Origin of the sequence: Catellatospora paridis (assembly GCF_009720365.1) — a bacterium.
Taxonomy (GTDB): Bacteria; Actinomycetota; Actinomycetes; order Mycobacteriales; family Micromonosporaceae; genus Catellatospora; species Catellatospora paridis.
The window spans coordinates 607,692-631,804 of the sequence record NZ_ML769313.1 but is presented as its reverse complement, the minus strand read 5'-3'; the positions used below and the strand labels follow the sequence as shown (position 1 = coordinate 631,804).

Sequence of the window (24,113 nt, the reverse complement as noted above, 5' to 3'; positions counted from 1 at the left end):
TGGCGCCGCGGACCTAATGTCTGTCGGCATGACAGTCATCGAAGTCAACGGGCTCACCAAGCGGTACGGCGACCGCACGGTCGTCGACGGCGTCTCCTTCACCGTCGCCGAGGGCGAGATCTTCGGCATCCTCGGCGAGAACGGCGCCGGCAAGACCACCACGGTCGAATGCATCTCCGGCCTGCGCACCCCCGACACCGGCAGCATCAGCGTGTTCGGCCTGGACAGCCGCACCGACCGGGAGCAGCTGCGCCGGCTCATCGGGGTGCAGCTGCAGGAGAGCCAGCTACAGGACCGGCTGCGGGTCGGCGAGGCAATGCAGCTGTACGCCTCCTTCTATCCCGACCCCGCCGACTGGCGCGAACTGCTCGCCGCGGTCGGTCTGAGCGAGCAGGTCAGGATGCCGTACGCGAAGCTGTCCGGCGGGCAGAAGCAGCGGCTGTCGATCGCGCTGGCACTGATCGGCAACCCGCGCCTGGCGATCCTGGACGAGCTCACCACCGGCCTGGACCCGCGGGCGCGGCGCGAGACGTGGAAGCTGATCCGCCAGATCCGCGACCGCGGGGTGACCGTCCTGCTGGTCACGCACTTCATGGACGAGGCCGAGCGGCTCTGCGACCGGCTCGCCGTGCTCGACGGCGGCAGGATCGTCGCGCTCGACACCCCGGCCGCGCTGATCGCCAACGTCGGCGACGTCGACGGCTACCGCGCCAACCTCGAGGACGCGTTCCTCGCCCTGACCGGCTCCGGCCGCGACAACTGAACAGGAGCGACCATGTCTTCCCTGACCCGTCTGGCCGGCAGCGAGGCCCGGCTGTTCGTGCGCGAACCGATGAGCGTGTTCTTCGCACTGGCCTTCCCCGCGGTGCTGGTGGTCGTGATGGGCAACGCCATCCCGGCCTTCAGCGAGCCGTCCGCCGACTTCGGCGGCGAGCTCCCCATCAACCTTTACCTGCCCATCGTGCTGGCCCTGGCCGTCGGCACCGTCACCATGACCAGCCTGCTCACCGTGCTCTCGCAGTATCGCGAACGCGGCGTGCTCAAGCGGCTGGCGACCACCCCGGTCAAGCCGTCCGCCCTGATCGGCGCGCAGCTCGTGGTGAACATCGGGGCCCTGCTGGCCGGTTCGGCCCTGATGATGGTGGCCGCGGCCGTCGCGTTCGGCAGCCGCGGACCCGAGAATTGGCCGGCGCTGCTGGTCGCGTTCCTGCTCGGCAGCGCGGCGATGATCGGGGTGGCGCTGTTCATCGCCGCGGTGACGCCCAACTCCCGCGCCTCGGCGGGCATCGGCAGCCTGGTCTACTTCCCGATGCTGTTCTTCGCCGGGGTGTGGACCCCGGGCGACATGATGCCCGAGGGTGCGCAGCGCGTCGCCGACTTCACCCCGCTGGGCGCGGCGTCGCAGGCCCTGCAGGCCGCCTGGTACGGCGACTGGCCGCAGCCCCTGCACCTGGCGGTCACTGCCGGGTACGCCGTGGTCACCGGCTTCCTCGCGATCCGGCTGTTCCGCTGGCAGTGACCGGTCGCAGGCCTCGGCCGAAGCCGCATCCCACATCGGGGTGCGGCTTCGGCCTGTCGTTCAGCCCGTCGTGGCCGCGTCGAGCAGGACGAGCACCTTGCGGTCGAGTTCCGCGGCGACGGCCAGGGCGCGCTCGTCGCCGTACGGCCGCAGCGCGCTCGTGACGGTGTCATAACCGACCCGGACCCCGTCCGGCGCCTGGTGGACGAGGATCGTGACGGGGGCGTACGAGCCCGCATCCGGCACGTACCGTGACATCTCGCTCATCGTCAGCGGGTTGCCCGCGATGATCCGGACCAGGCGGAACGCGGTGATCTCCGGGTTGATCGCCAGCGCGGCTCCCTCGTCGAGTTCCAGGAACCGCATCAGGTCGCTCGGCCCCACCGCGTCCTCGACGATCCGCCGGTACTGCCCGAAGTCCTTCGCCGCGGCCAGGTCATGCAGGAAGGCGCCCAGGTCCGGCCGCCCGATGCCCTGGTAGATGCCTGCGACGACGTCGTCGAAGGCACGCTGCGAGGTGAACGTGACCCGCTCCAGCGGAACGGTCGTCGTCGTCCTGGCGCTCATCTGACGCTCCCCGGTGCTCGGCCGGCCTGCCCACGGCGGCCCTCGGTCAAGTCTTCCCGGTGCTCGTGCGCGGCGAGCCCGAATCCGCCGACCTTCGCGGGTCCGGGCGACGCGCTTTGGCCGACGTCGCCCGGACCGGCCCGTGCTCTGGTTCACTGGCATCCGGGGCACCCGACCCCGACCTCAACCGCGGAGCACCAATGGCGTCTCTCACCTGGTCGACCTACCTCGCCCCGCCGAAACCGGTCGTGGCCGAACGGTTAGCGCCCGGCGAGACCGCCGAGTTGTGGTCGCCGACCAGCGCCACCCTGATCCAGGGCGAGCGCGACGCGGTGCTGGTCGACGCGCTGCTGACGATGAGCGAGGGCCGGGCGCTGGCCGACTGGGTCGCCGCCGCCGGCCGGAACCTCACGACGATCTACATCACGCACGGCCATGGCGACCATTTCTTCGGCGCGGCGGCCGTGCTGGCACGCTTCCCCTCGGCGCGTATGGTCGCCGTTCCGGCCGTGCTCGACAAGATGCGGACGCAGGTCGACGGCCAGGTCCTGGACGGGCTCTGGCGGAAACGATTCCCCGGGCAGATCGTCGAGCGGCCGCCCATCGCCGACCCGCTGGCCGGCCACACCATCGAGCTCGAAGGCGCGGACCTGATCGCGGTCGAACTCGGGCACACCGACACCGACGGCACGACCGCGCTGCACGTGCCGTCGATCGGGCTCGTGGTGGCCGGGGACTCCGTCTACAACGATGTTCACCTGCACCTCGCCGAGTCCGGTGGTGGCGGGATCGGGGCGTGGCTCGCGGCCCTCGACACGATCGACGCGCTGCGGCCGTCGACGGTGATCGCCGGGCACAAGCGTGAAGGAGCCGCCGACAGTCCGGACCACATCAGGCACACCCGCGACTACCTTCGCTATTTCGACGAAGCGCAGCAGCGTGTGGGCAGTGCCCGGGAGCTGTACGACGTGATGATCGAGCACTACCCCGACCGATTCAACCGCGCTGTGGTGTGGAGGGCCGCCCAGGCGGTCAAGAACTGACCGGCCGCACGACCTGGACAGGGCGGAAGGCGGGGCCCGTCACGGGCCCCGCCTTCCGCTGAAGACGGTCAGACCGTGCCGGGGGGCACGGGGTCGCGGGTTTCTTCGATGACCTGCCGCTCGACGGGCGCAGTGGTCACCACGCTGCGGCGGCGGCTGCTCCAGATGGTGAGGGTCAGGACCATCCCGACCACGCCGACGACCATCAGGATCCAGCCGACCACGTCCAGGTCCAGCCCGCTGATGCTCACATCCAGGGCGAACGTGAGGATCGCACCGAACGCGATCAGAAACAAGCTCGCGCCGATACCCATGTCAGCCTCCTTCTGGCGACCTTCGCCTCGCCAGCGGCTATACCCGGTCGTGCACGCCGCCAACCTGGTTTCCGGGATCGCGATGGTGGTTCAGCACCGCGTGCGGGTCGGCGGGCGCCCCCGCCGGATCGGCGTGCACCATGGCCGCCGTGAGCTTCGGCACCGCGTGCAGCAGGCGGTGCTCGGCGTCGACCGTGATCGCGTGCGCGCGGGCCACGGTCAGCTCGGCGTCGACGGCCACCGCGCACTCCGCCCGCAGCCGGTGCCCGATCCAGCGCAGCCGCACCTCGCCCACGTCGAGCACGCCCGGGGTGCCCCGCAGCGTCTGCTCGACCGCGTCGACCAGCTTCGGGTCCACCGCGTCCATCAGCCGCCGGTACACCTCCCGCGCGGCGTCCTTGAGCACCACCAGGATCGCCACCGTGATGAGCAGGCCCACCACCGGGTCCGCCCACCACCAGCCGAGCGCCGCGCCGCCCGCGCCGAACAGCACCGCCAGCGAGGTGAAGCCGTCGGTGCGCGCGTGCAGCCCGTCCGCGACGAGCGCCGCCGAGCCGATGCGCCGCCCGACGACGATGCGGTATCGGGCGACCAGCTCGTTGCCCGCGAACCCGATCAGCGCCGCGGCGGCGACGTAGGGCAGGTGGCGTACCTGCTGCGGGTCGAGCAGGCGGCGGAACGCCTCGTACCCGGCCAGGGCCGCCGAGGCCGCGATCGTCAGCACGATGAAGATGCCGGCGAGGTCCTCGGCCCGGCCGAAGCCGTACGTGTACGAGCGGGTCGGTCTGCGGCGGCCGAGCAGGAACGCCACGCCCAGCGGCACCGCGGTCAGCGCGTCGGCGACGTTGTGCAGGGTGTCGCCGAGCAGGGCGACCGAGTGGGAGAAGTACACGACGACGGCCTGCATGACCGCGGTGATGCCGAGCACGACCAGCGAGATCCACAGTGCCCGCAGGCCTTCGCGGGAGGACTCCAGCGCGGAGTCCACCTTGTCGGCGGTGTCGTGCGAATGCGGGCTGAACAGGTGTCCGACCTGGTGCCTCAGCCGCGAGAACAGGCTCGCGTCAGCGTGCCCGTGCCCGTCCGGCCCGTGGTCGTGCGTGTCGTGCTCGTGGCCGTGGTCGTGGTCGTGCACGCCGTGATCGTGCTCTGCCCGGTCGTCGTCGTGGCCGTGCGGGTGGTCGTGCTCGGCGTGGCTGCTGCGGCCGTGGCGGTGCTCGTCACTCATGGCGTGCCTCCCGCGCCCACTAAAGCAGAAGTCGATCGTGCGCGCTCCTCAGCGCGCCGTCCCGCTCCCCCGCCTTGTCGACGGCCCGTCAACACTGCGAGGCAGGCATCCCGCACCCGCGCAGGCCGCTCACGACTCGCCCTCGATCCGGTCGGCGAGCCGATCGACCGCGGCCATCACCGCGTCCCCTTCGAACAGCACCGCGTCGTTGTGATCCGCGCCCTCGACCGGCGTGATCTCGACCGCGCCGGCCGCGGCCTTCGCGACCGCGAGGCTCTGCTCCGCGGGCACGATCGAGTCCTCGGTGCCGTACACCACCGCGGTCGGCACCGTGATCCCGGCGATCTGCTCGGCCACCGGGAACCGGTCGCGCAGCATGAGGCGCACCGGCAGGAACGGGTAGTGCTCCGCGGCGGTCGCGGCCAGGTCCGTGAACGGCGAGCGCAGCAGCAGCCCGGCGGGCGGGTGCTCGACGGCCAGGCCGGTGACGACGGCGCAGCCCAGGCTCTCTCCGAAGTAGATTATCCGATCCGGGCGGACCTTCGCCTCGTCCACGAGATGGCGGTACGCCGCCCGGACGTCCAGCGCGAGGCCGGCCTCGCTCGGGCTGCCCGGGTTGCCGCCGTACCCGCGGTAGTCGAGCAGCAGCACGGTGAACCCGCGGGCCGACAGCGCCCGCGCGACTGGGGCCCGGCCGCCGCGATTGCCCGCATTGCCGCCCGCGACCAGCACCGTCATGTCCCGGCTCGGGCCCGACGGTGGCACCAGCCAGGCGGTCAGCGCCAGCCCGTCGGTGGTGTGCAGGGTGACGTCGCGCCCGCCCGAGATCGTCTCGGCGGCCGGGCCGGGGTGCCCGGTGTCGGGCAGGAAGATCAGCCGTCGCTGCAGCAGCCACAGCGCGGTCACCAGCACCGCGATGACCAGCAGCACGATCAGCGCCGGGCGCACCAGCGACGAGGCCTTCAGCACCACTCCATTCTCACCCGGCAGTGCCTGCCGCCATGCGGCCACCCTGTTCCGGCGGCCCACCACACCAGGATCGCCCCGAATCCGGTCCGTCATTCTGAACGGATCTCTTTGCCGCCTGCGAAGAAGTCGAGGTAGGCCCGAGCCAGGGCGGTCGGATTCTCCAGCGCGATGTTGTGACCGGACGCGGGGATGACGACGCCGCGGACGTCGCGGGCCACTTGCACGAGCTGTTCAGATACTGCGTCCCCGAGATAGGCCTGCGCACCGACGGCCAGAACAGGGCAGCTGATCGGGTCGGCGTAGTGCGGGCGGTTCTGTTCGGCGTCGGTCTGGCGGGCACGGAACATCTCCAAGATGGCCCTGGTGCCGCCCGGCTGCTCGGCCGAGCGCACCATTTCGTCGATGTCCTCCTCGGTCAGCGCACTGGGGTCCCACATCTGGCGTCTGGCGTAATACGTCCAGAACGGCCGTTCCTGCCCGGCCAGCAGCAGCTCGGGAACGTGCGGCAGGCCGAAGAAGCTGAAGTGCCAGCCGGTGCGGCCATCGTCGGCGGCCAGCGACGGGTCGTGTTCGCCGCCCGGCAATCCCGGGCCGGCCGGCAACCCCGGTAGGAGCGTTTCCTGGAACACCAGTTGCCGCACCCTGGGCCGGTGGAAGGCCGCGACCGCGTAGGCGATGGCCGCGCCCCAGTCCTCGCCGGCGACGCGGAACCGCTCGAAGCCCAGGTGGGTGGCCAGTTCGGCGACGTCACCTGCCATCGTGGCGGTGTCGTAGCCGGTCAGAGGGCGCTGGGAGCCGCCGCAGCCACGGTTGTCGACCGCGATGACGGTGTGGTGCGGGGTCAGCAGCGGCACGACGTGGCGCCAGTACGACATCGTCTTCGGCACGCCGTGCAGCAAGAACACCGGCTCGCCGGCGCCGCCCATCGCATAGTGGATCTCCACGCCGTTGACCTTGGGCTTGCCGTGTGTAAGCCGTACTCCGGCGTGGTCAGTGAGGTCCATCGCGGCGAACTCCTTCTCCTCTTCGGCCATGCAGGCGCCGCCCGGGGTAGTGGATCTTCCGGAGCGGCACTTCGGCATCCTCTTCTTGGCGGCGACGGCCGTGGGGCCGGCGTCCGGTCGGCATGGAGGTTTCGCCCGGTACAACCGCGACTGGGTGGTCGCCGATGTCGCCTACGTCGCACATGTCTCAGATGGAGTCCAGCTGACGATCGGGTGGGCGCGGCACGAGCACACCGGCAGCCGCCCCACTTCCGCATCGGCAGGGCTGCGCTGGCCAGGAAGCGCCACGTAGAAGAGGCCGACCGTGGGGTTGAGCAGGTTGGTCAGGCAGCCCGCGCCGAACGCCCGCCAGGTAGACGCCGCCGACCGTGCGCATCGCCGCGTACGCGGTCGTGCTGGCCGGCAGCAGGGCGCAGACGCCGGCTGCTCTACCTGGTGCCGTGCTGCTGCCCGGTGCGCAGGGCCGGGTAGTCCGGCAGGTCCAGCGCGTTGGTGCGGTCGTCGGCAGACTTCAGCAGCAGGTTCATGAAGTACTGCCGGTTGAGCAGGGCGTTGCGGGCGCGCGCCGTCCAGGCCCTGCGTGGTGCGAGGAACCTGCCGGTGTTCTCGCCGCCCTGCTGCCCGCGCCGGGCGTAGCCACCGAGCAGCGCCTCGTACCGTGCGAACGCGACGGTGTGGTCGTCGCCCGCGGCGGCCAGCTCGCCCGCCAGCACGTACGCGCCGACGATCGCGGTCCCGGCGCCCATGCCGCCGATCGTCGCCCCGCACGCGGCGTCGCCGAGCAGCGCGATCCGCCCGCGCGACCACGGCGTGACGTCGACGCGGCAGATCGCGTCGAAGTACAGGTCGGAAGCCTGCGGCAGGGCGGCGAGCAGCCGCGACGCCTGCCAGCCCATGCCGTCGAGCGCGGCCGTGATGATCGCGCGCTGCCGGTCGAGGTCGCGGCGTGGGTAGTCGATCGGCGGCGAGGCGAAGACGGCGAAGGCGTACGCCCGGTCGGGGTCGCGGTGGTCCCCGCCGACGCTGATCATGCGCCCGGGTTCGTTGTAGAGCAGGCTGCCGCGGCCCAGCCCGGAGAAGCCGGGCACCTCCCAGCTCGCCACGTGGTAGCCCTGGTGCGACACGTACCGCTCGTGCGGGCCGTAGGCCAGCCGGCGCACCGTGGAGCGCACCCCGTCGGCACCGATGACCAGGTCGAATGTGCGCGCTGGGCCATGGGCGAACGTCGCGTCGACACCGTCCGGCGTCTGCGTCAGCGCGGTCACCGTGTCGCCGAAGACGTACTCGGCGTACGGGCGGCTGTGCTCGTAGAGGACCCGGGCGAGGTCGCCGCGCAGCACCTCGACCTCTCCCCCGGCGAAGTCGCCAGGCAGTTCCATCAGCCGCCGGCCGTCGGCGTCGACGAAGCGCATCGGGCTGCCGCCGGTCTGCTCCTCGCGCAGCGCGTCGAGCACGCCCATCCGCTCCAGCACGGCCAGGTGTCCGCCCCGGAAGTCGACGGCGCTGCCGCCGCGGCGCGGGGCCGCTGCGACCTCCACGACCGTCGGCCGGTATCCCGTCCGGCCCAGCCAGTACGCCAGAGCCGGTCCGGCGATGCCGGCCCCCGAGATGAGCACGCTGCGCATGACGCCTCCCCTAATTGTGTCCACCGGACACTGTTTCAACTGTGTATGCTAGACACAGTTTTCGGAGGAGGGCAAGCCGGTGTCGATGGAGTTCCTCTGGGGCGCCCGCGCCCAGCCCACCCGCGGGCCCAAACCCTCGCTCACCCTGCTCCAGATCACCGACGCGGCGATCGCGGTCGCCGACGCCGAGGGGCTCGCCGCCGTCTCCATGCAGCGCGTATCCGCCGAGCTCGGCTTCACCAAGATGTCGCTGTACCGATACCTGCCCGGCAAGGGCGAACTTGTCGCGCTCATGGCCGAACGGGCGATCGGCACGCCGCCCCCGCCGAACCCCGGTGACTGGGGCGCGGCGCTGCGCGAGTGGGCACACGGGCTGCTCACGGCATACCTGCGGCACCCCTGGGCGCTGGAGGCGACCGTGGGACCGCGTCCGCTGGGCCCGCACGAGCTGGGTTGGCTGGAGTGCGCGCTGACCGCGCTGGCGGACACCGGGCTGTCCGGCAGCGAGCGCCTCGACGCCATCGCGGTGCTGGCCGGGCACGTCCGCATGATCGCTCAGCAGGCGGCCGCGATGCGCGATCCCGACGCACAGTTCAGCGCCGGCGTCGTCGCCGTGCTGGCCGAGCACGGCGACCGCTTCCCGCTGCTGGCCGCCACGATGGCCGCCGTCGCCGTCGAGGGCGGCCAGGACCAGGCCTTCGAGTTCGGGTTGGACCGCATCCTCGACGGCCTGCAGACCCTGATCGCGTCCAGGCGCAAGGCGCTCCGCTGACGCGTCCGCGCGCGAACCACCGCTCCCATCAAGGCGGGTGCGGATCGGGTCAGGCGAGCGACAGCGCTTCGATCATGCGGTGGCCTTGGGCTTCGAACTGCTCGTCGCCCACCCGGTAGGCCCAGGTCGCCGTGCCGATCGCCTCGCGGACCTGGTTGCGGTGCCAGGCGTCGGCCTCGCGCGGATCGGTCCCATAGCCGTCGAGGAAGGCCGTCTCGAGCGCCGGGTTGCGGCGGAAGTCCTGGACGGCCAGCCGAGCGAAGTCCGTCAAGGCAGGCCGCAGCGCCGCGCGACCGAAGTCGATGACGCTCACGACATCCTCGTGGACCAGCCAGTTTCGGGGCTGCCAGTCGCCGTGCGTAGGCACGAGGGTCGCGGCCGGCGTCGGCCATGCGGCGATCTCGGCGCTTAGTCGTTCCACCGTGGCCGCAGCGATCCGGTGTGCCCCGCTGAGCGACGCCAGTGCCTTGTCGTTCTCGCGTCTTTCGTAGTCGTCGTCTTCGGCCACGGCTTGGGCGTGGAACAATGCCAGCAGCTCGCCTGCCTGCCGGTAGGTGGCACAGGTGTCGGCATGCTCGCTGCCGAGCACCAGCCTGCCGGGCAGGTATGTGGTGACGAGGAGCTTCGCCTCGGTGTCACCGTGCGCCAGAATCGGCGCGCGGCCACTCCTGGTCCACGGGGCCGACCAGTGGCGATGGGCGTGAAGCTCGCGCTCGATATGACTGTCGGTGTGGCCGCCGGCCTTCACGATGAACCGCGACCCCGCGTACGTCAGCTCGAGGACCGTCGTCGCCACCAGGCCCCAGCTGTGGTCCCGCTCGACCCGCGCGCCCGGAAGCCACCGGTCCAGCAGCCTGCGCTGCTGCGGAGTGAGGTTGTCGAGCCCAGAAGTCACAGCGGGATCCTATGAGCCCGCGACCGCACCGTTGCCCGGGCGTGCCCACATCCGCTGACCTCAGCGGACCGGGTCGGTGGTCCACCCGCTCTGGTCGGCAGGCTGAGCGACGGTGGCCAGGCTGGTGGTGCCGAGCACCTGGACGCGGCGGTAGAAGCTGACCAGGCCGTCGCCGCCGAACAGGCTCGTGGTCGCCGCGTCGCTGGTGGTCATGACCGTGTAGGGGCCGGGGTCGTCGTACACGGCAAGGGTGGTCTGGCCGGTCGGGGACTGCTGTTTGACGGCACGGTGGCCGTCGACGGTCGCGTTGCTGTGGTCGCCTGTCCAGCCGTACCCGGGGATGATCGCCTCGACCCGCACGGCGAGCGCGTCCTTGGGCGCCGCGTTCTCGCCGCCGCAGTAGGGCCGCGCAGTGAACACCAGGCCGCTGCTCCAACCGACCTTCGAGCGTTCGGTCACCGATGCGACGGCCAGGTACATACGCTGCGGGATACCGCCGACCGCCAGCGGGAAGCGCAGCGACTCCCAGCCGTAGCGCAGGTCTTCGGCAATCTCGACCAGGGCGGGCAGGTTCTTGACGGCGTCCTCGCCCGCCCCGTCGAGCAGGTCCTTGCCGACGGCCTCGGCCCAGCCGCCGGGTGCGTACTCCCAACGCAGCCGCCCGTCGATCAGTTGCGCCGGCTTGCCGCGCACCGCCGGGGCCGCGGCGACGGTCGCGGACGCCGTGCGAGTGTGGACCAGGTTCGCCGCGGCCAGGCACTCGCGATGCGGCGTCACGCCGCGCGGGAAGAACGTGACTGCCACCTGCGCACCGGTGCTGCGGTCCGGCAGCCCGGCCTCGATGGTGTATCCGCCCTGTTCCCTCGCCTGCACCACGGTGGTCCGCGGCACCATGCCCGCCGGCAGTCCGCCGAACCGAGCGAAGCGCACCACCGGGTGGAAGGAGAGCAGAGCCTTTGCGGGCGGCGTCGGGGTGAACGCGATGGGGACGGCCGACGCGTCGGCGGCAGCGAGCTCGCCGGAGTGCGCTGTGGCGCTGGCAGCGGGCTGCGCAGCGCCGTGGTCGACGGCGACGTCGCCAAGCCGCATCGCGCCCACCGTCACCCCGACCCCGACGAGTGCGCCGACACTCGCGATCACCCATCGGGCCGGGCCACGGCGGGTCGGCGCGGCGGGGACGGCCAGGGCGATGCCCGTCGGGTCGGGCAGGCCATCCGGACCTGGCGAGGCGGTGGGCTCGGGCAGCTGGCTCATGGCGTTCTCCGTGGTCGCATCGGGACGGCGAGGCCTGTTGAGCACTCGCTCAAGGGGCAGGATAGTGCTCTTTGAGCGTTCGCTCAAGTCCATCTTGACCTGCGACGACAATGCGACAGGGGCGGTCGGGATCGGAACCGTTTCGCGGGCCGTGACGGGGGTACCGTCGTTGCCATGCCACTTCGCATCGAGGACTACGCGGTCATCGGCGACACCCAGACCGCTGCGCTCGTCGGCAACGACGGGTCGATCGACTGGCTGTGCCTGCCCAGGTTCGACTCCGGCGCGATCTTCGCGGCGCTGCTCGGCGACCCCGACCACGGCCGCTGGCAGATCGCCCCGGCGACGCCGGTGCGCGCGGTGCGGCGGCGCTACCGCGGGGACACCCTCGTGCTGGAGACGGAGTTCGACACCGACGAGGGCACCGTGCGGCTGGTCGACTTCATGCCGCCGCGCGGCGAGGCCGCCGACGTGGTGCGCATCGTCGAGGGCGTGCACGGCCGGGTGCCGATGCGGATGGACCTGCGGCTGCGCTTCGACTACGGGCACGTGGTGCCCTGGGTGCGCCGCGTCGACACCGACACGGTCGCCATCGCCGGGCCGGACGCGGTGTGGCTGCGCACCCCGGTCGCGCTGCACGGGGAGAACCTGTCCACGGTCGCCGACTTCAGCGTCGGCGCGGGGTTCCACGTGCCGTTCGTGCTGACCTGGCGCGAGTCGCACCTGCCCACCCCGCACCCGGTGGACCCGATCGTGGCCCTGGAGGGCACGGTCTCCTACTGGGAGGAGTGGATCGCGGGCTGCACCTACGAGGGGCCCTGGCGCGAGGCCGTGGTCCGCTCACTGCTCACCCTCAAGGGCCTGACCTACGGCCCGACCGGCGGCATCGTCGCCGCGGCGACCACCTCACTGCCCGAGGAGCTGGGCGGGGTGCGCAACTGGGACTACCGCTACTGCTGGCTGCGCGACGCCACCATCACCCTGCAGTCGCTGATGTACGCCGGGTTCGTCGACGAGGCACGGGCCTGGCGGGCCTGGCTGCTGCGGGCCATCGCGGGCGACCCGTCCCAGCTGCAGATCATGTACGGCGTCGCGGGCGAGCGCCTGCTCACCGAGCGCATCGCGGAGTGGCTGCCCGGCTACTGCGGCAAGCCGGTCCGCATCGGCAACGCCGCCTCCGAGCAGTTCCAGCTCGACGTGTACGGCGAGGTCATGGACGCGCTGCACCAGGCCCGCAAGGCCGGGCTGGAATACGACCAGCACACCTGGGACCTGCAGCGGGCGCTGATGAGCTTCGTGTCGGAGAACTGGACCCGGCCCGACGACGGCATCTGGGAGGTGCGCGGCGGGGCGCAGCAGTTCACCCACTCCAAGCTGATGGCCTGGGTCGCGGCCGACCGCGCGGTCAAGGACGCCGAGCAGTTCGACCAGACCGGCCCGGTGGAGCACTGGCGCGAGCTGCGCGAGCAGATCCGGGCCGACATCCTCGACAAGGGCTGGGATCCGCGCCGCAAGACGTTCACGCAGTTCTACGGCTCCGCGGAGCTGGACGCGTCGCTGCTGATGATGCCGCTGGTCGGCTTCCTGCCCGCCACCGACGAGCGGGTGCGCGGCACGGTCGCCGCGATCGAGCGCGAGCTGATGAAGGACGGTTTCGTGCAGCGCTACACCCAGCACCCGGGGTCCACCGTGGACGGGCTGCCGCCCGGCGAGGGCTCCTTCCTGGCCTGCACGTTCTGGCTGGCGCAGAACTACGCCCTGATGGGGCGGGTCGACGAGGCCCGCGAACTGTTCGAGCGGCTGCTCGACCTGCGCAACGACGTGGGCCTGCTGGCCGAGGAGTACGACTCGGACGCGCGCCGCCAGGTCGGCAACTTCCCGCAGGCGTTCAGCCACGTGCCGCTGATCGACACCGCCCGCCACCTCGCCGACGCGATGGGGCCGGCGGAGAACCGGCCCCGCGAGTGACCCGATTCCCTCATCCGGACGGGGGCCGGATGAGGGAACCGGTGGTCAGCGGACCGGCTGGAAGTAGTGCTTGGCGCCGTAGTAGGCGACCTTCTTGCCGATGACCGCACCGTGGTGGTCGGCGGTGCGGAAGTGGATGCCGGCCCACACCCGGGCGTCGATGATCTCCTTGCGGGCCTGGGAGAACCGGGTGAAGCTGCGGGTGGTGCCGGTGACCGCGTTGAAGCCGGAGAAGGCGACCTTGTCGGTGCCGAAGAAGTCGGTCAGCGCGTAGGACCAGGCGGAGATGTTGCAGGAGTGCCCGGACGAGTGCTCGTACCAGGGCGGGGTGTCCAGCAGCGGGACCCAGGAGGGGTCGGGCGCGGTGGCCGGGTTGCCGTCGTTCGCGGCCTCGTGGATCGCGGTGACCGGCCGCCAGGACTTCCAGTGCGCCTTGTCGTTGTGGCAGGCGATCACGGCGTCCGCGGTGGACAGGCCGACCTGCGCGAACAGCCGCGCGCTGGCGGCGGCGGACAGCCCGTGGCCGGTGGCCAGCGCGCGCAGCATCGCCTCCTGCGGCACCGCGGCCCACCAGCGGGCCGCGTCGGTCTGGTCGGCGGTGCGGGTGGTGCTGGTGCGCGAGCCGACCGACTTGACCTCGTTGAACTCCTCCGCGTATGCCGCGCTGGTCAGTGGGTTCGGGCCGCCCGAGCGCAGCGCCGCCACGTCGGGGACGAGGAACGGCTTCACGTCGCCCGCCCACGGCGCCGGGTCGATCGCGAACGCGGGCGGCGTGGGCCGCCACTGCCCCGGCTCGGTGCCGATCACCACGTCGGCCGGGCCGCCGCGCCCGTCCCCGGTGCGCGCCTCGATCATCGCGGTCGCGGCCTGCTCGCCGTCGGTGATCCCGCCCAGCTTGGCGGGACCGTCGGGCACCGCCGCGAGCGCGGTGTCGTACTTGCCCTGCAGCGCCGCGGACTGGGCCGGGAACAGGTGCGTCAGCATCCGGAAGGCCGCGGTGGCCGCGGCGGCGTCGACCGAGTCGCCGGGCTGCGCGTCGACCTGCACCAGGTACGGCCGGTGGGTGCGGGCGATGCCGTTGACCGCGTCGTAGACCGCGCCGTGCACCATGGCGCGGTTGATCAGGGCGACGTGCGGCACGAACGGTCCGGCGTTGCGGATCGCGTCCTCGGTGTGCTGGTTCCACACCACGACCGCGTTGGCCGCGGACACGGCGACCGCGGGCGCGCCGGCGGGAACGAGGGCCGCACCTGCCGCGGCGAGGACGGTGAGGACAGCGCCGGAACGGCGGACTCGGAGCCGCATGGACACTCCCGAGGGCACGTGCCCGCCCCGGATGGGCCGGCAGCAACGTGTCCATTGTGCAGCCTTATGACCGGAAAACGAACAGGCCGTGCCGACAGTTCACCGGAAAGATGCAGGTCAGCCACCTGCCGGCGCTCCCATCGCTCGGACCGCCGTGCGCAACGCCTGCGCCGCTGGGACGGCGGCGAGGAGCCCGAGGGCTCCCCTGGCGGGGGGAGCCCTCGGGCGGGCCGGTCACGCCGGCGGGGTGCCCCAGGAGAGCACGCCGCCCGCGTATCCGGGGATGGTGGGCGCGTCCGCGAACGCGGTGTTGGTGCCCCGGCTGTAGTCGCCGACCTCGTTGAACGGGCTCCAGTCGGCCTTGTGCAGGCGTAGCTGAATCTCGCCGGTCGACGCGCCCGCGGCGAGCGTGCCGCCGGTGAAGGCGACCTCGACGTAGGTGTCCGCACCGGCCACCGGGCTGGGCAGGCTCACCACGGTGGCTCGCACGTTGGCGCAGCCGATCTGGGCCCAGTCGCAGTACGCCGTCACGCCCGCCGCCCCGTCCCGGGTCAGGTAGTAGCGGGCGGTGACCGTGGTCAGGCCGATCGCGGCGGTGCCGCTGTTGACGAGCTGCAGTCCGAACCGGATCGAGTTGTCCGTCGGCGAGCCGTCGTTGTTCTTGTAGCGGACCGTCAGCCCGCCGCCGGTCGGCGGGGCGGACGTGGTGGCGGTGATCGGCGGTGACCACACCGACGCGTCACCGGCGGCGTTGCGGGCCTGCACCGTGTACGTGTAGGCCGTGCTCGGGCTCAGCCCGGTGTCGGTGTACGAGGTCCCGGTCACCACCGCCACCTGGACGGTGCCGCGCCGCACGGCGTAGGACACCGCGGTCGGCACCGGGTCCCAGGTGATGGTGAGCGTGCTGCTGCCCGCCGCGGTGACCCGCAGGTTCGCCGGGGTCGCGGGCGGCACCACGTCGCCGCCCTGGGTCGTCGCGGTCACCGCCGTCGACGCGCCCGAGACGTAGCCGCCCGCATCGCGCGCCCGCACCGTGAACTGATACCCGGTCGACGGGGTCAGACCGGTGTCGGTGTGGGACGTGCCGGTCGGCGTGCCGACCTTGACCGTGCCGCGGTAGACGTCGTAGCCGGCGACGCCGACGTTGTCGGTGGACGCGTCCCAGGCCAGCGAGACCGTCGTCGCCGACGTCGCGGTGACCCGCAGGTTGGCGGGCACGGTCGGCGGGGTGACGTCCACCGGCGGGGTGCCGCCGGGCAGGTCGGCCGCGTTCCGGTCGAGGTGGGTGGCCACCCAGACCAGCGGGGCGTTCCAGTTGACGGTGTTCTCCTTGGAGCCCCACGCGTCGGGCGCGGTGTTCTTCGGCGCGTAGGACTTCGCCGCCGGGCGGCCGGTGGGCGTGGCCGGGTCGTTGATCAGCTCGTTGTTCGGCCCGCCGGCCAGCCAGCCCTTCGGGTACGCCAGCCCGGGGTACTTCCCCCACGCCCAGCGGTCGTGCAGGTCGGTCTCGGCGTACTCGCCGTAGCCGGTGACATACGACAGGCGCATCGCGTTGTTGCCCATCAGGTAGTCCATGGCCCGGTTCATCGCCTTGAGGTAGGCCAGGCTGCCCGAGTCGTCATAGGCGACGCCGAGCACCAGCATCCGGTTGGCGATGAACGAGTTCGAGCCCCACGGGTACGCCGACGCGCCGCCGATCAGCGACGGGTAGCCCTCGCCGCGCAGCGTGGTGACGATCTGGTCCGCGAAGGAGCGCACGTTCGCGCGCATCGTGGCCAGGTCCGCGGCGGGCAGGTCGTTGGACACGCTGACCAGTGACAGGGTCCCGGTCGCGGCGACCTCGGCCCAGTCGAACTGCCCCATCTCCCGGTAGTGCGGCGAGCCGGACACCGCGCTGCGGTAGCTCGACAGCGCGGTGTCGCTGCGCTTGAGTGCGGTCAGGTACAGCTCGGCCGCGGCGGCGTAGCGGTCGTCGCTGTTCTTGGTGTCGCCGTAGTCGCCGCCGCCCTCGGCGTCGGAGGCGGTGTTGTAGTCCACGTTCGGCTGCGCCTCAGCCCTGGTCCAGGCGTCCTTGGCGATACCCCACAGCGTCGCCGCGCGCGCCGCGTCATACGGTGCCAGCACCCGCGCAATCTGCGCGTTGGTCCGCGCCACGGCGTACGTCGCGTTCGTCGACGGCCCCATCGCCGAGCGGGTCAGCCCGTTCTCGGCGTCGACCGAGGTCACCGGGAACGCGCTCCAGGCGTGGTTGTGCACCTTGTGCGAGGCCAGGCCGGTCGACGGCAGCAGGCCCGCCATCCAGCGCGAGCCGAACTCGACCTCGTCCAGCAGGTCCGGCCGGCCGTTGGCCCGCTCGGGGATCGCCAGCGACCCGTCGCCGTACGCGGCAGGTTCCCGCTCCAGCAGGTTGAGCAGCGTCCACGCCGACACCGCGTGGTTGACCGCGTAGATGCCGAAGTCGCCGGCGTCGGCCCAGGAGTAGCGGACGTTCAGGCGCTGGCTGCCGCACCAGCTGTTGTAGCAGGGCACCGACTCGTCGCCGGGGTGCAGCGCGGCGTGGGCGTGCCCGGCATTCTGCAGGAACTGGCCCTCGACGGGCGCGCCCATGCGGTGGAAGTAGAAGTACTGCATCGCCTCGCGGCCCAGGGCCGGGTAGAGCGAGGACGCCGAGACGGTGAACGGCACGCTGGTGCCGACCCCGTCGACCCACAGCACGTAGTCGCCGGGCGTGCTCAGCGCGCTGAAGTCGGCCTGGTGCACGGTGTCGCCGGAGGCGCGGTCGCTGCCGTACACGGTGGTGGTGCCGGACGCGACGACGGCGCCGCCGGCGGCCTGGCGCACCTGCCAGGCACGGGCGCCACCCGTGGTGACCACGGTGGCGATCTTGTCGGCGCCGGTGAGGTAGCCGATCTGGTTGACCCGCACGGGGCTGGTGTCGACGTCGGCCGCCGCGGGCGCGGCGGGCAACGGGAGCAGGAGGGCGGCGGCCGCGGTGGCGAGCACCAGGCGAAGCCGCCGGTAGGTGGGGCGTCTCATCGTTGACTCCGGTGATCGGCTGGATGGTCGGTGTTCCCACGCCCGCGGAACGCGCCGGGGGAGGACGGCGCATTCCGCGGGCCGGGCGGCCCGGCCGGGCCACGGGTCAGGGCGCGAAGCTCTGACGGGCCGCTTCGGACAGGCGGCGGACCGGCCGGCGGCGGGGAGGGGCCCACCGCCGGCCGGGGTGGTCACGGCACGGCGATGGCGCAGCTGGTCACGGTGACCGAGCCGGAGCCGCTGGCGACGAACCCGAAGGTCGTGCTCGTCGCCGGGGCCAGCGAGCCGTTGTGCGGCGCGTTGGTGACCGTGTTGCCGGTCCGGTTGCCGTTCCACAGGTTGCTGATGGTGAGCGTGGCCGGGATGTTCAGCACGACCGACCAGGCCGCCGACGTCATGGTGCTGGTGTTGGTGACGGTCACCTCGCCCTGCATGCCGCCCTGCCAGGAGCCGATCACCCGCATGGTCGCGGTGCAGCCGCTGCCGCCGCCTCCGCCGCCCCCGGACGTGGTGCCGGTGACCGCCGCCGACGCCGCCGAGACGTTGCCCGCGGCGTCCCGCGCCCGCACCGTGTACTGGTACGCGGTCGACGCGGACAGCCCCGTGTCGGTGTAGGTCAACCCGGAGACCGTCGCCACCTTGGTCCCGGCGCGGTAGACCTCGTACGCGGTGACGCCGACGTTGTCGGTGGCCGCGCCCCAGGACAGCGACACCGAGCTGCTGGTGACGCCGGTGACGGACGGGTTGCCGGGCGCGGACGGGGCGATGGTGTCGCCGCCGGTGCCCCCGCCGCCGTACACGTCGGCCAGGTTGTAGCCCGTGGTGCTGGTCGCGCCGCCGAGCCGGACCTGGTGGTCGAGGCTGACGAACTTGCCCTGGTGCTGCCACAGCGCCGGCTTGAGCAGGTTGTACTTGGCGGTGTCCCAGGTGGCCCAGTCGTCGAGCAGCAGGCCGCCGGTGTCGCCGGAGTTCGGGTTGAGCACCCAGAACGTCTGGTGCAGGCGGTACTGCACGATCAGGTCACGCAGCGCGGTCATCCACTTGTCCTGGCGGGCGTCCTGGCCCAGGCGGCCGCCCCACTCGCCGATCAGCAGCGGCGCGATGCCGTCCTCGTGGATGTAGAACCAGTTCGGCCGCCACACGTCGTTGGTCAGCGAGGTCTTGTCGAACGTGCCCTGGAACCACGGCTGCTCATAGACCAGCGGGCCGTAGTCGTGCGGGGAGTACATCAGCTGGTCCTGGTTGGCGCCCAGGTTGACCGGGTTGGTGCGGACCCCGCGCAGGTTGCCGCCCCACCAGTTGTAGAAGTAGTTGGGCGTCAGGTCCGGGTCGGTGTTCGGGGAGCTCCAGGTCTCACCGGGGCGCGGATAGACCTCGATGCCCTCGCACAGGATCAGCACGTTCGGGTTGATCGCCAGGATGCGCTTGCCCGCGGTCTCGCAGGCGTACTTGAAGTTGTCCTGGTCGGTGCTGTTGTCCCACTTGGCCCGCGGGGGCTGGTTGGGGGTGCCGTGCGGCTCGTTCTTGATGTCCATCGCGACGATGGTGTCGTTGGTCTTGTACCGGTTGGTCACCCACTCCCACGCCTGGTAGAACTGCTCGACCGTGATCGTGCCCTTCCACCACACCGGGTGGATGTGACCGGAGTTGTCGGCCTCGGCGCTGTGCACGTCGAGCATGACCTTGATGCCGTACTGCTCGCACAGCTGCAGCCAGTAGTCCCAGATCTGCAGGTTGTTCTTGCCGGCCAGCTCGGGGTTGGCATACGTGTTCACGTTCGGCGCGGCGACCGTCTGGCCGTTCTTCCACTCCAGCAGCAGCTGGGTGGAGATCGGCACGCGGACGAGGTTGATGCCGCGGTCGGCCATGCCCTTGGTGATGGTGGTGATGTTGCCCGACCACAGGCCGTGGAAGACCCGCTCGGAGGCGTTGAAGCCGAACCAGTTGACGCCGGTCAGCCAGACCTCGTTGCCGGCCTCGTCGACCACCTTGTTGCCCTGGACGTGCAGCCAGTCCTTCTCCGGCACCGCGGCGGCGGCGGTGGTCGGGGCGAGCACGGCCGCGCCGGCCGCCAGCGTGGTGGCCAGCGTGGCCAGCGCGAGGGGGATGCGCAGTCGCCTGCGGATCCCCGCCTTCCTACTGAGTGCCATGGAGAACCTTCCGGAAGCGGTGGTGCGGTCGGCGATCGGTGGCCGCCGCAGGTCGGGAGCGCTCCCAGGCACGGGCCGGACCTGCCCGCTCCCCCGGCGGGCACCGGGGGTGGCACGGGCCGCCCACCTGGGCGGAGTTACCGGCTCGCGATCCCTGCCGACGAGCATCCGGAGTGGACCAGACATCGAGGACAGTGAACGGGAGCGCTCCCATTTGTGTTGGAGCGTAAGGCTCCCGTAACCCGGACGCAACAGTCTCCGTCAATCCCGTGCCCCGACGGGTCGATGGACCTTGCAATGGGAAGCGCTCTCACGGCACCATCCGACCCATGCGCAGCATCACCAAGCCCGTCCTGTCCGAAGCCGACATCGCCCGCCTGATCCGGCAGGGCCTGGGCGAACACACGGCCGTCGAGGGGCACGAGGAGTTCACCGACGGCTTCTTCAACGCCGCCCACGCCGTGCGCCTGTCCGACGGCCGCGAGGTGGTGCTCAAGGTCGCGCCGGAAAAGGGGCTGACGATGCTGACCTACGAGGTCGACCTGATGCACACCGAGATCGAGTTCTTCGAGCGGGCCGCCGCGGCGGGCGTGCCGCTGCCGAAGATGTGGCACGCCGACGCCGAGGGCGGGGTCATGGTCATGGACCGGCTGCGCGGGGTGTCCTTCGAGCAGGCCAAGCAGACCATGGCCGCCGAGCACGTGCTCGCGGTGCGCCGTGAACTGGGCCGCATCGCCGCGGCCGTCACCGCCGTCACCGGCGAGCGCTTCGGCTACCCGCGCCGCGACGGGCGCACCCGCTCGGCGTCCTGGCGGGAGTCGTTCCTGTGCTTCGTCGACGACATCCTGGCCGACGCGACGGCCACCGACCGGCCGCTGGCCCGGCCCGCCGAGGAGATCCGCGAGCTGGTCGCACGCCACGCGCCGCTGCTCGACGCGGTGACCGCGCCCGCGCTGGTGCACTTCGACCTGTGGGACGGCAACGTGTTCGTGCTGGCCGACGGCGACGGCTGGCGGGTCGAGGCCATCATCGACGGCGAGCGGGCCTTCTACGGCGACCCGATCGCCGAGCTGGTCTCGCTGGCGACGTGGATTCCCGAGGAGCAGGCCGCGGCGGCGATCGACGGCTTCCTGGGCCGGCCGCTGACCGCCGACGAGCAGACCCGCCTCACCCTGTACCGGATCTACCTGTGGCTGATCCTGGTCGCCGAGACGGCCGTGCGCGGCTACCCCGAGAAGGAGAACGCCGAACTGCTCGCCATGGCCGGTGGACAGCTGGCCGCCGATCTCGACCGCCTCGCCGCGGCATGAAAGTTACAGATGTGACCGGCGGTGTCATTGTGATCAACACGCCATGGAAACGGCCGCCGAAGGTGTTTTGATAGGTGACATGAGCACTCCGGCGATCCTGACCGTGGACGACGACCCGAACGTCTCCCGCGCGGTGGCGCGTGACCTGCGCCGGCATTACGGCGAGAACTACCGGGTGGTGCGGGCGAGTTCGGGCACCGAGGCCCTCGACGCCCTGCGCGAGCTGAAACTGCGCGGGCAGCAGGTGGCCGTGCTGCTGGCGGACTACCGGATGCCGCAGATGAACGGCATCGAGTTCCTGGAATCGGCGATGGACCTCTACCCTCGCGCCCGCCGGGTGCTGCTGACCGCGTACGCCGACACCGACGCGGCGATCAACGCGATCAACCTGGTCGACCTGGACCATTACCTGCTCAAGCCGTGGAACCCGCCTGAGGAGCACCTCTACCCCGTGGTGGACGACCTGCTGCAGTCCTGGCTGGCGACCCCCGACGCGGCCACGGCCGAACTTCGCGTGGTGGGCCACCGCTGGTCCGCGCACTCTTACAAGATCCGCGACTTCCTGGCCCGCAACCTGGTCCCGTTCCGCTGGTACGTCGCCGACGACCCGGAGGGCGCGCGCCTGCTGGCCGCGGCCGGGCTGACCGCCGACGACGTGCCGCTGGTGGTGACCGCCGAGGGCAAGGCGCTGGTCCAGCCCAACGAGGCCGAGCTGGCCGGCAACATCGGCCTGACCACCAACCCGGCCTCCGACTTCTACGACGTGATCGTCGTCGGGGCGGGCCCCGCCGGGCTCGGCTCGGCCGTGTACGCCGCCTCCGAGGGCCTGCGCACCGTGCTCGTCGAGCGGCGCGCGACCGGCGGGCAGGCCGGGCAGAGCAGCCGCATCGAGAACTACCTCGGCTTCCCCGACGGCGTCTCCGGCGCGCAGCTCACCGAGCGGGCCCGGCGCCAGGCGCTGAAGTTCGGCGCGGAGCTGCTGTCGGCCCGCGAGGTCACCGCGCTGGAGACCTGCGGCTCGGCCCGGGTGGTGCACTTCGCCGACGGCAGCCGCATCGCCGCGCACAGCGTTGTGCTGGCCACCGGCGTGTCGTACCGGATGCTCGACGTGCCCGGCTGCGCCGACCTGACCGGCCGCGGCGTGTACTACGGCTCGGCGGCCACCGAGGCGCCCGGCTGCAAGGACCAGGACGTCTACATCGTCGGTGGGGCCAACTCGGCGGGCCAGGCCGCCGTCTACTTCTCCCGGTACGCCAGCCGCGTGCACATGCTGATCCGCGGCGAGGACCTGCGCCGCTCCATGTCGCGCTACCTGATCGACCAGATCGAGGCGATCGAGAACATCACCGTGCACCCGTTCACCCAGGTCCGCGAGGGCGGCGGCGACGACCACCTGGAGCACCTCACCCTGGTCGACACCCGGACCGGTGAGCAGACCAGTGTCGACGCGTCCTGGCTGTTCATCTTCATCGGCGCGGAGCCGGGCACCGACTGGCTGAACGGGGTGCTCGCCCGCGACGAGCACGGCTTCGTGCTGACCGGGCCCGACCTGCTCAGCGGTGGCAAGCGCCCCGCCGGGTGGCGCCTGGACCGCGACCCCTACCACCTGGAATCCAGCGTGCCGGGCGTGTTCGCCGCCGGCGACGTGCGGTCCGACTCGGTCAAGCGCGTCGCCTCCGCCGTCGGCGAGGGCGCCATGGCCATCTCACTCGTACACCGATACCTGGAGGGGCAGTGACCATCGAACTCACCCCCGAGCTGCTACGCGGGCTGTTCCTGTTCGAATCGCTCGACGACGCCCAGCTCGCCTGGCTGGCCGAGCACGGCCGCCTCGAGTGCATCCCCGCCGGCCCCGTCTTCGCCGAGGGCGACGAGGCCAGCTGTTTCTACGTGCTGCTGTCGGGCACCGTCGCGCTCAGCCGCCAGGTGCACGGCGACAGCATCGAGGTCAGCCGCACCGACCAGCGCGGCGTGTACGCCGGCGCCACCCAGGCATACCTCGGCGACCGGGTGCCGCAGAAGTACGTGCACTCCCTGGTCGCGATCAGCGACACCGAGTTCTTCGTGCTGCCCGCCGCCGACTTCGGCACCGTGATGCGCGAATGGTTCCCGATGGCGATGCACCTGCTCGAAGGCCTGTTCTTCGGCATGCGCAGCATGCAGACCCTGGTCGGCGAGCGCGAACGCCTGCTGGCCCTGGGCTCGCTGTCGGCCGGGCTGACCCACGAGCTGAACAACCCCGCCGCCGCGGCGGTGCGGGCCACGTCCGTGCTGCGCCAGCGGGTAGCCGGGATGCGGCACAAGCTGTCGCTGATCGCCGACGGCCGGCTCGACGGCACCCGGCTGCGCCAGCTCGTCGACCTGCAGGAGGAGGCGGTCAAGCGGATCGACGGGGCGGCCCAGCTCACCCCGGTGCAGACCTCCGACGCCGAGGACGCGCTGGCCGACTGGCTGGAGGAGCGCGACATCACGGGCGCGTGGGACATCGCCCCGACGCTGGTCGCGGGCGGTGTCGACGAGGAGTGGCTGGAGCGGGTGTCCGACACGGTCGGCGCGGAGAACTTCGAGTCCGCGGTGCGCTGGCTGACCTACACCCTGGAGACCGAGCTGCTGATGGGCGAGATCGACGACTCGGTCACCCGCATCTCCGGCCTGGTCGCCGCGGCCAAGCAGTACTCGCAGCTGGACCGCGCGCCGTACCAGGTGGTCGATGTCAACGAGCTGGTCAAGGCGACGCTGGCGATGTTCGCCGGCAAGGTCACCAAGGATCTCACCGTGGTGAAGGAGCTGGACCCCACGCTGCCGAAGATCCCCGCGTACGCCGCCGAGCTCAACCAGGTCTGGACCAACCTCATCGACAACGCGCTGGGCGCGATGCACGGCGCCGGCACGCTGACCATCCGCACCGGGCGGGACAACGACTGCGTGTTCGTCGAGATCGGCGACACCGGCCCCGGCATCGACCCGGGGATCCGGCCGCGCATCTTCGAGCCGTTCTTCACCACCAAGCCGGTCGGCGAGGGCACCGGGCTGGGCCTGGACATCTCGTACCGCATCGTGGTCAACAAGCACCACGGCGACATCCGGGTCACCTCCGAGCCCGGCGACACGCGCTTCCGGGTGGTGCTGCCGATCGAGGCGCCCGCCGAGTAGC

General features: G+C 71.6%; 19 protein-coding genes. 8 read left to right on the top strand and 11 right to left on the bottom strand.

All coding sequences use genetic code 11. The features are described from left to right. The first annotated feature begins 28 nt into the window (after positions 1-28). On the top strand, positions 29-763 hold the full coding sequence (locus F9C41_RS07665; protein ID WP_155385935.1) for an ABC transporter ATP-binding protein: 735 nt from the start codon (positions 29-31) through the stop codon (positions 761-763). A 12-nt stretch (positions 764-775) separates the two neighbouring features. Then, positions 776-1,519: an ABC transporter permease gene (locus F9C41_RS07660; RefSeq protein ID WP_155385934.1), complete on the top strand. Its 744-nt coding sequence runs from the start codon at positions 776-778 to the stop codon at positions 1,517-1,519. 60 nt (positions 1,520-1,579) lie between these two features. On the opposite strand, the gene F9C41_RS07655 is transcribed toward F9C41_RS07660, so the two are convergent. Next, positions 1,580-2,086, bottom strand: a complete 507-nt coding sequence (locus F9C41_RS07655; RefSeq protein WP_155385933.1) for a DUF302 domain-containing protein — start codon at positions 2,084-2,086, stop codon at positions 1,580-1,582. Positions 2,087-2,286: 200 nt separating this feature from the next. Here F9C41_RS07655 and F9C41_RS07650 point away from each other — a divergent pair, with 200 nt between their 5' ends. Further along, positions 2,287-3,129, top strand: coding sequence for an MBL fold metallo-hydrolase (locus F9C41_RS07650; protein ID WP_155385932.1), 843 nt, complete (start codon positions 2,287-2,289; stop codon positions 3,127-3,129). Positions 3,130-3,197: 68 nt separating this feature from the next. Here F9C41_RS07650 and F9C41_RS07645 read toward each other — a convergent pair whose 3' ends face one another. The 5 genes from F9C41_RS07645 to F9C41_RS07625 all read right to left on the bottom strand — a co-directional run bounded on the left by F9C41_RS07645 (position 3,198) and on the right by F9C41_RS07625 (position 8,269). After that, entirely contained in the window at positions 3,198-3,443 is a 246-nt protein-coding gene (locus tag F9C41_RS07645; RefSeq protein ID WP_155385931.1) for a DUF6458 family protein, read from the bottom strand. A 37-nt stretch (positions 3,444-3,480) separates the two neighbouring features. Further along, a complete protein-coding gene (locus tag F9C41_RS07640) occupies positions 3,481-4,671 on the bottom strand; it encodes a cation diffusion facilitator family transporter (RefSeq protein ID WP_155385930.1) in 1,191 nt (396 codons plus the stop codon). A gap of 129 nt (positions 4,672-4,800) precedes the next feature. Next, positions 4,801-5,640, bottom strand: coding sequence for an alpha/beta hydrolase (locus F9C41_RS07635; RefSeq protein ID WP_230689405.1), 840 nt, complete (start codon positions 5,638-5,640; stop codon positions 4,801-4,803). Between the two features lie 89 nt (positions 5,641-5,729). Beyond that, positions 5,730-6,674 carry an alpha/beta fold hydrolase gene (locus F9C41_RS07630; RefSeq protein ID WP_230689404.1) on the bottom strand — a complete coding sequence of 315 codons (945 nt, stop codon included), beginning with the start codon at positions 6,672-6,674 and terminating at the stop codon, positions 5,730-5,732. Positions 6,675-7,072: 398 nt separating this feature from the next. Beyond that, complete coding sequence (locus F9C41_RS07625) at positions 7,073-8,269, bottom strand: FAD-dependent monooxygenase (protein ID WP_155385929.1); 1,197 nt, start codon at positions 8,267-8,269, stop codon at positions 7,073-7,075. An 85-nt stretch (positions 8,270-8,354) separates the two neighbouring features. Between F9C41_RS07625 and F9C41_RS07620 the strand changes: the two genes are divergently transcribed. Continuing rightward, positions 8,355-9,041, top strand: a complete 687-nt coding sequence (locus tag F9C41_RS07620; protein ID WP_155386242.1) for a TetR/AcrR family transcriptional regulator — start codon at positions 8,355-8,357, stop codon at positions 9,039-9,041. 49 nt (positions 9,042-9,090) lie between these two features. On the opposite strand, the gene F9C41_RS07615 is transcribed toward F9C41_RS07620, so the two are convergent. Together F9C41_RS07615 and F9C41_RS07610 are read right to left on the bottom strand one after the other, a co-directional pair. Then, positions 9,091-9,837, bottom strand: a complete 747-nt coding sequence (locus tag F9C41_RS07615) for a phosphotransferase family protein (RefSeq protein WP_230689403.1) — start codon at positions 9,835-9,837, stop codon at positions 9,091-9,093. Between the two features lie 159 nt (positions 9,838-9,996). Beyond that, positions 9,997-11,190: a hypothetical protein gene (locus F9C41_RS07610; RefSeq protein WP_155385927.1), complete on the bottom strand. Its 1,194-nt coding sequence runs from the start codon at positions 11,188-11,190 to the stop codon at positions 9,997-9,999. 174 nt (positions 11,191-11,364) lie between these two features. On the opposite strand from F9C41_RS07610, the gene F9C41_RS07605 reads away from it, so the two are divergent. Then, positions 11,365-13,158, top strand: coding sequence for a glycoside hydrolase family 15 protein (locus tag F9C41_RS07605; RefSeq protein ID WP_155385926.1), 1,794 nt, complete (start codon positions 11,365-11,367; stop codon positions 13,156-13,158). Positions 13,159-13,203: 45 nt separating this feature from the next. Here F9C41_RS07605 and F9C41_RS07600 read toward each other — a convergent pair whose 3' ends face one another. From F9C41_RS07600 to F9C41_RS07590, 3 genes are all read right to left on the bottom strand, one after another. Beyond that, on the bottom strand, positions 13,204-14,463 hold the full coding sequence (locus F9C41_RS07600) for a vanadium-dependent haloperoxidase (RefSeq protein WP_155385925.1): 1,260 nt from the start codon (positions 14,461-14,463) through the stop codon (positions 13,204-13,206). 234 nt (positions 14,464-14,697) lie between these two features. Beyond that, on the bottom strand, positions 14,698-17,499 hold the full coding sequence (locus tag F9C41_RS07595) for a glycoside hydrolase family 9 protein (RefSeq protein ID WP_155385924.1): 2,802 nt from the start codon (positions 17,497-17,499) through the stop codon (positions 14,698-14,700). Between the two features lie 191 nt (positions 17,500-17,690). After that, a complete protein-coding gene (locus F9C41_RS07590) occupies positions 17,691-19,649 on the bottom strand; it encodes a cellulase family glycosylhydrolase (protein ID WP_155385923.1) in 1,959 nt (652 codons plus the stop codon). A gap of 329 nt (positions 19,650-19,978) precedes the next feature. On the opposite strand from F9C41_RS07590, the gene F9C41_RS07585 reads away from it, so the two are divergent. The 3 genes from F9C41_RS07585 to F9C41_RS07575 all read left to right on the top strand — a co-directional run bounded on the left by F9C41_RS07585 (position 19,979) and on the right by F9C41_RS07575 (position 24,112). Then, positions 19,979-20,959 carry a phosphotransferase family protein gene (locus F9C41_RS07585; protein ID WP_155385922.1) on the top strand — a complete coding sequence of 327 codons (981 nt, stop codon included), beginning with the start codon at positions 19,979-19,981 and terminating at the stop codon, positions 20,957-20,959. Positions 20,960-21,038: 79 nt separating this feature from the next. After that, positions 21,039-22,697, top strand: a complete 1,659-nt coding sequence (locus F9C41_RS07580) for an NAD(P)/FAD-dependent oxidoreductase (RefSeq protein WP_155385921.1) — start codon at positions 21,039-21,041, stop codon at positions 22,695-22,697. Then, the gene (locus F9C41_RS07575) at positions 22,694-24,112 is read left to right on the top strand and encodes an ATP-binding protein (RefSeq protein WP_155385920.1); all 1,419 of its coding nucleotides are present in this window, start codon (positions 22,694-22,696) and stop codon (positions 24,110-24,112) included. Before F9C41_RS07580 ends, F9C41_RS07575 begins: the two co-directional genes overlap by 4 nt. The last annotated feature ends 1 nt before the right edge of the window (position 24,113 follow it).

Coding starts and splice junctions, on each gene's coding strand:
- F9C41_RS07665 (WP_155385935.1), top strand. CDS start 29: ATGACAGTCATCGAAGTCAACGGGCTCACCAAGCGGTACGGCGACCGC.
- F9C41_RS07660 (WP_155385934.1), top strand. CDS start 776: ATGTCTTCCCTGACCCGTCTGGCCGGCAGCGAGGCCCGGCTGTTCGTG.
- F9C41_RS07655 (WP_155385933.1), bottom strand. CDS start 2,086: ATGAGCGCCAGGACGACGACGACCGTTCCGCTGGAGCGGGTCACGTTC.
- F9C41_RS07650 (WP_155385932.1), top strand. CDS start 2,287: ATGGCGTCTCTCACCTGGTCGACCTACCTCGCCCCGCCGAAACCGGTC.
- F9C41_RS07645 (WP_155385931.1), bottom strand. CDS start 3,443: ATGGGTATCGGCGCGAGCTTGTTTCTGATCGCGTTCGGTGCGATCCTC.
- F9C41_RS07640 (WP_155385930.1), bottom strand. CDS start 4,671: ATGAGTGACGAGCACCGCCACGGCCGCAGCAGCCACGCCGAGCACGAC.
- F9C41_RS07630 (WP_230689404.1), bottom strand. CDS start 6,674: ATGGCCGAAGAGGAGAAGGAGTTCGCCGCGATGGACCTCACTGACCAC.
- F9C41_RS07625 (WP_155385929.1), bottom strand. CDS start 8,269: ATGCGCAGCGTGCTCATCTCGGGGGCCGGCATCGCCGGACCGGCTCTG.
- F9C41_RS07620 (WP_155386242.1), top strand. CDS start 8,355: ATGGAGTTCCTCTGGGGCGCCCGCGCCCAGCCCACCCGCGGGCCCAAA.
- F9C41_RS07610 (WP_155385927.1), bottom strand. CDS start 11,190: ATGAGCCAGCTGCCCGAGCCCACCGCCTCGCCAGGTCCGGATGGCCTG.
- F9C41_RS07605 (WP_155385926.1), top strand. CDS start 11,365: ATGCCACTTCGCATCGAGGACTACGCGGTCATCGGCGACACCCAGACC.
- F9C41_RS07600 (WP_155385925.1), bottom strand. CDS start 14,463: ATGCGGCTCCGAGTCCGCCGTTCCGGCGCTGTCCTCACCGTCCTCGCC.
- F9C41_RS07595 (WP_155385924.1), bottom strand. CDS start 17,499: ATGAGACGCCCCACCTACCGGCGGCTTCGCCTGGTGCTCGCCACCGCG.
- F9C41_RS07590 (WP_155385923.1), bottom strand. CDS start 19,649: ATGGCACTCAGTAGGAAGGCGGGGATCCGCAGGCGACTGCGCATCCCC.
- F9C41_RS07585 (WP_155385922.1), top strand. CDS start 19,979: ATGCGCAGCATCACCAAGCCCGTCCTGTCCGAAGCCGACATCGCCCGC.
- F9C41_RS07580 (WP_155385921.1), top strand. CDS start 21,039: ATGAGCACTCCGGCGATCCTGACCGTGGACGACGACCCGAACGTCTCC.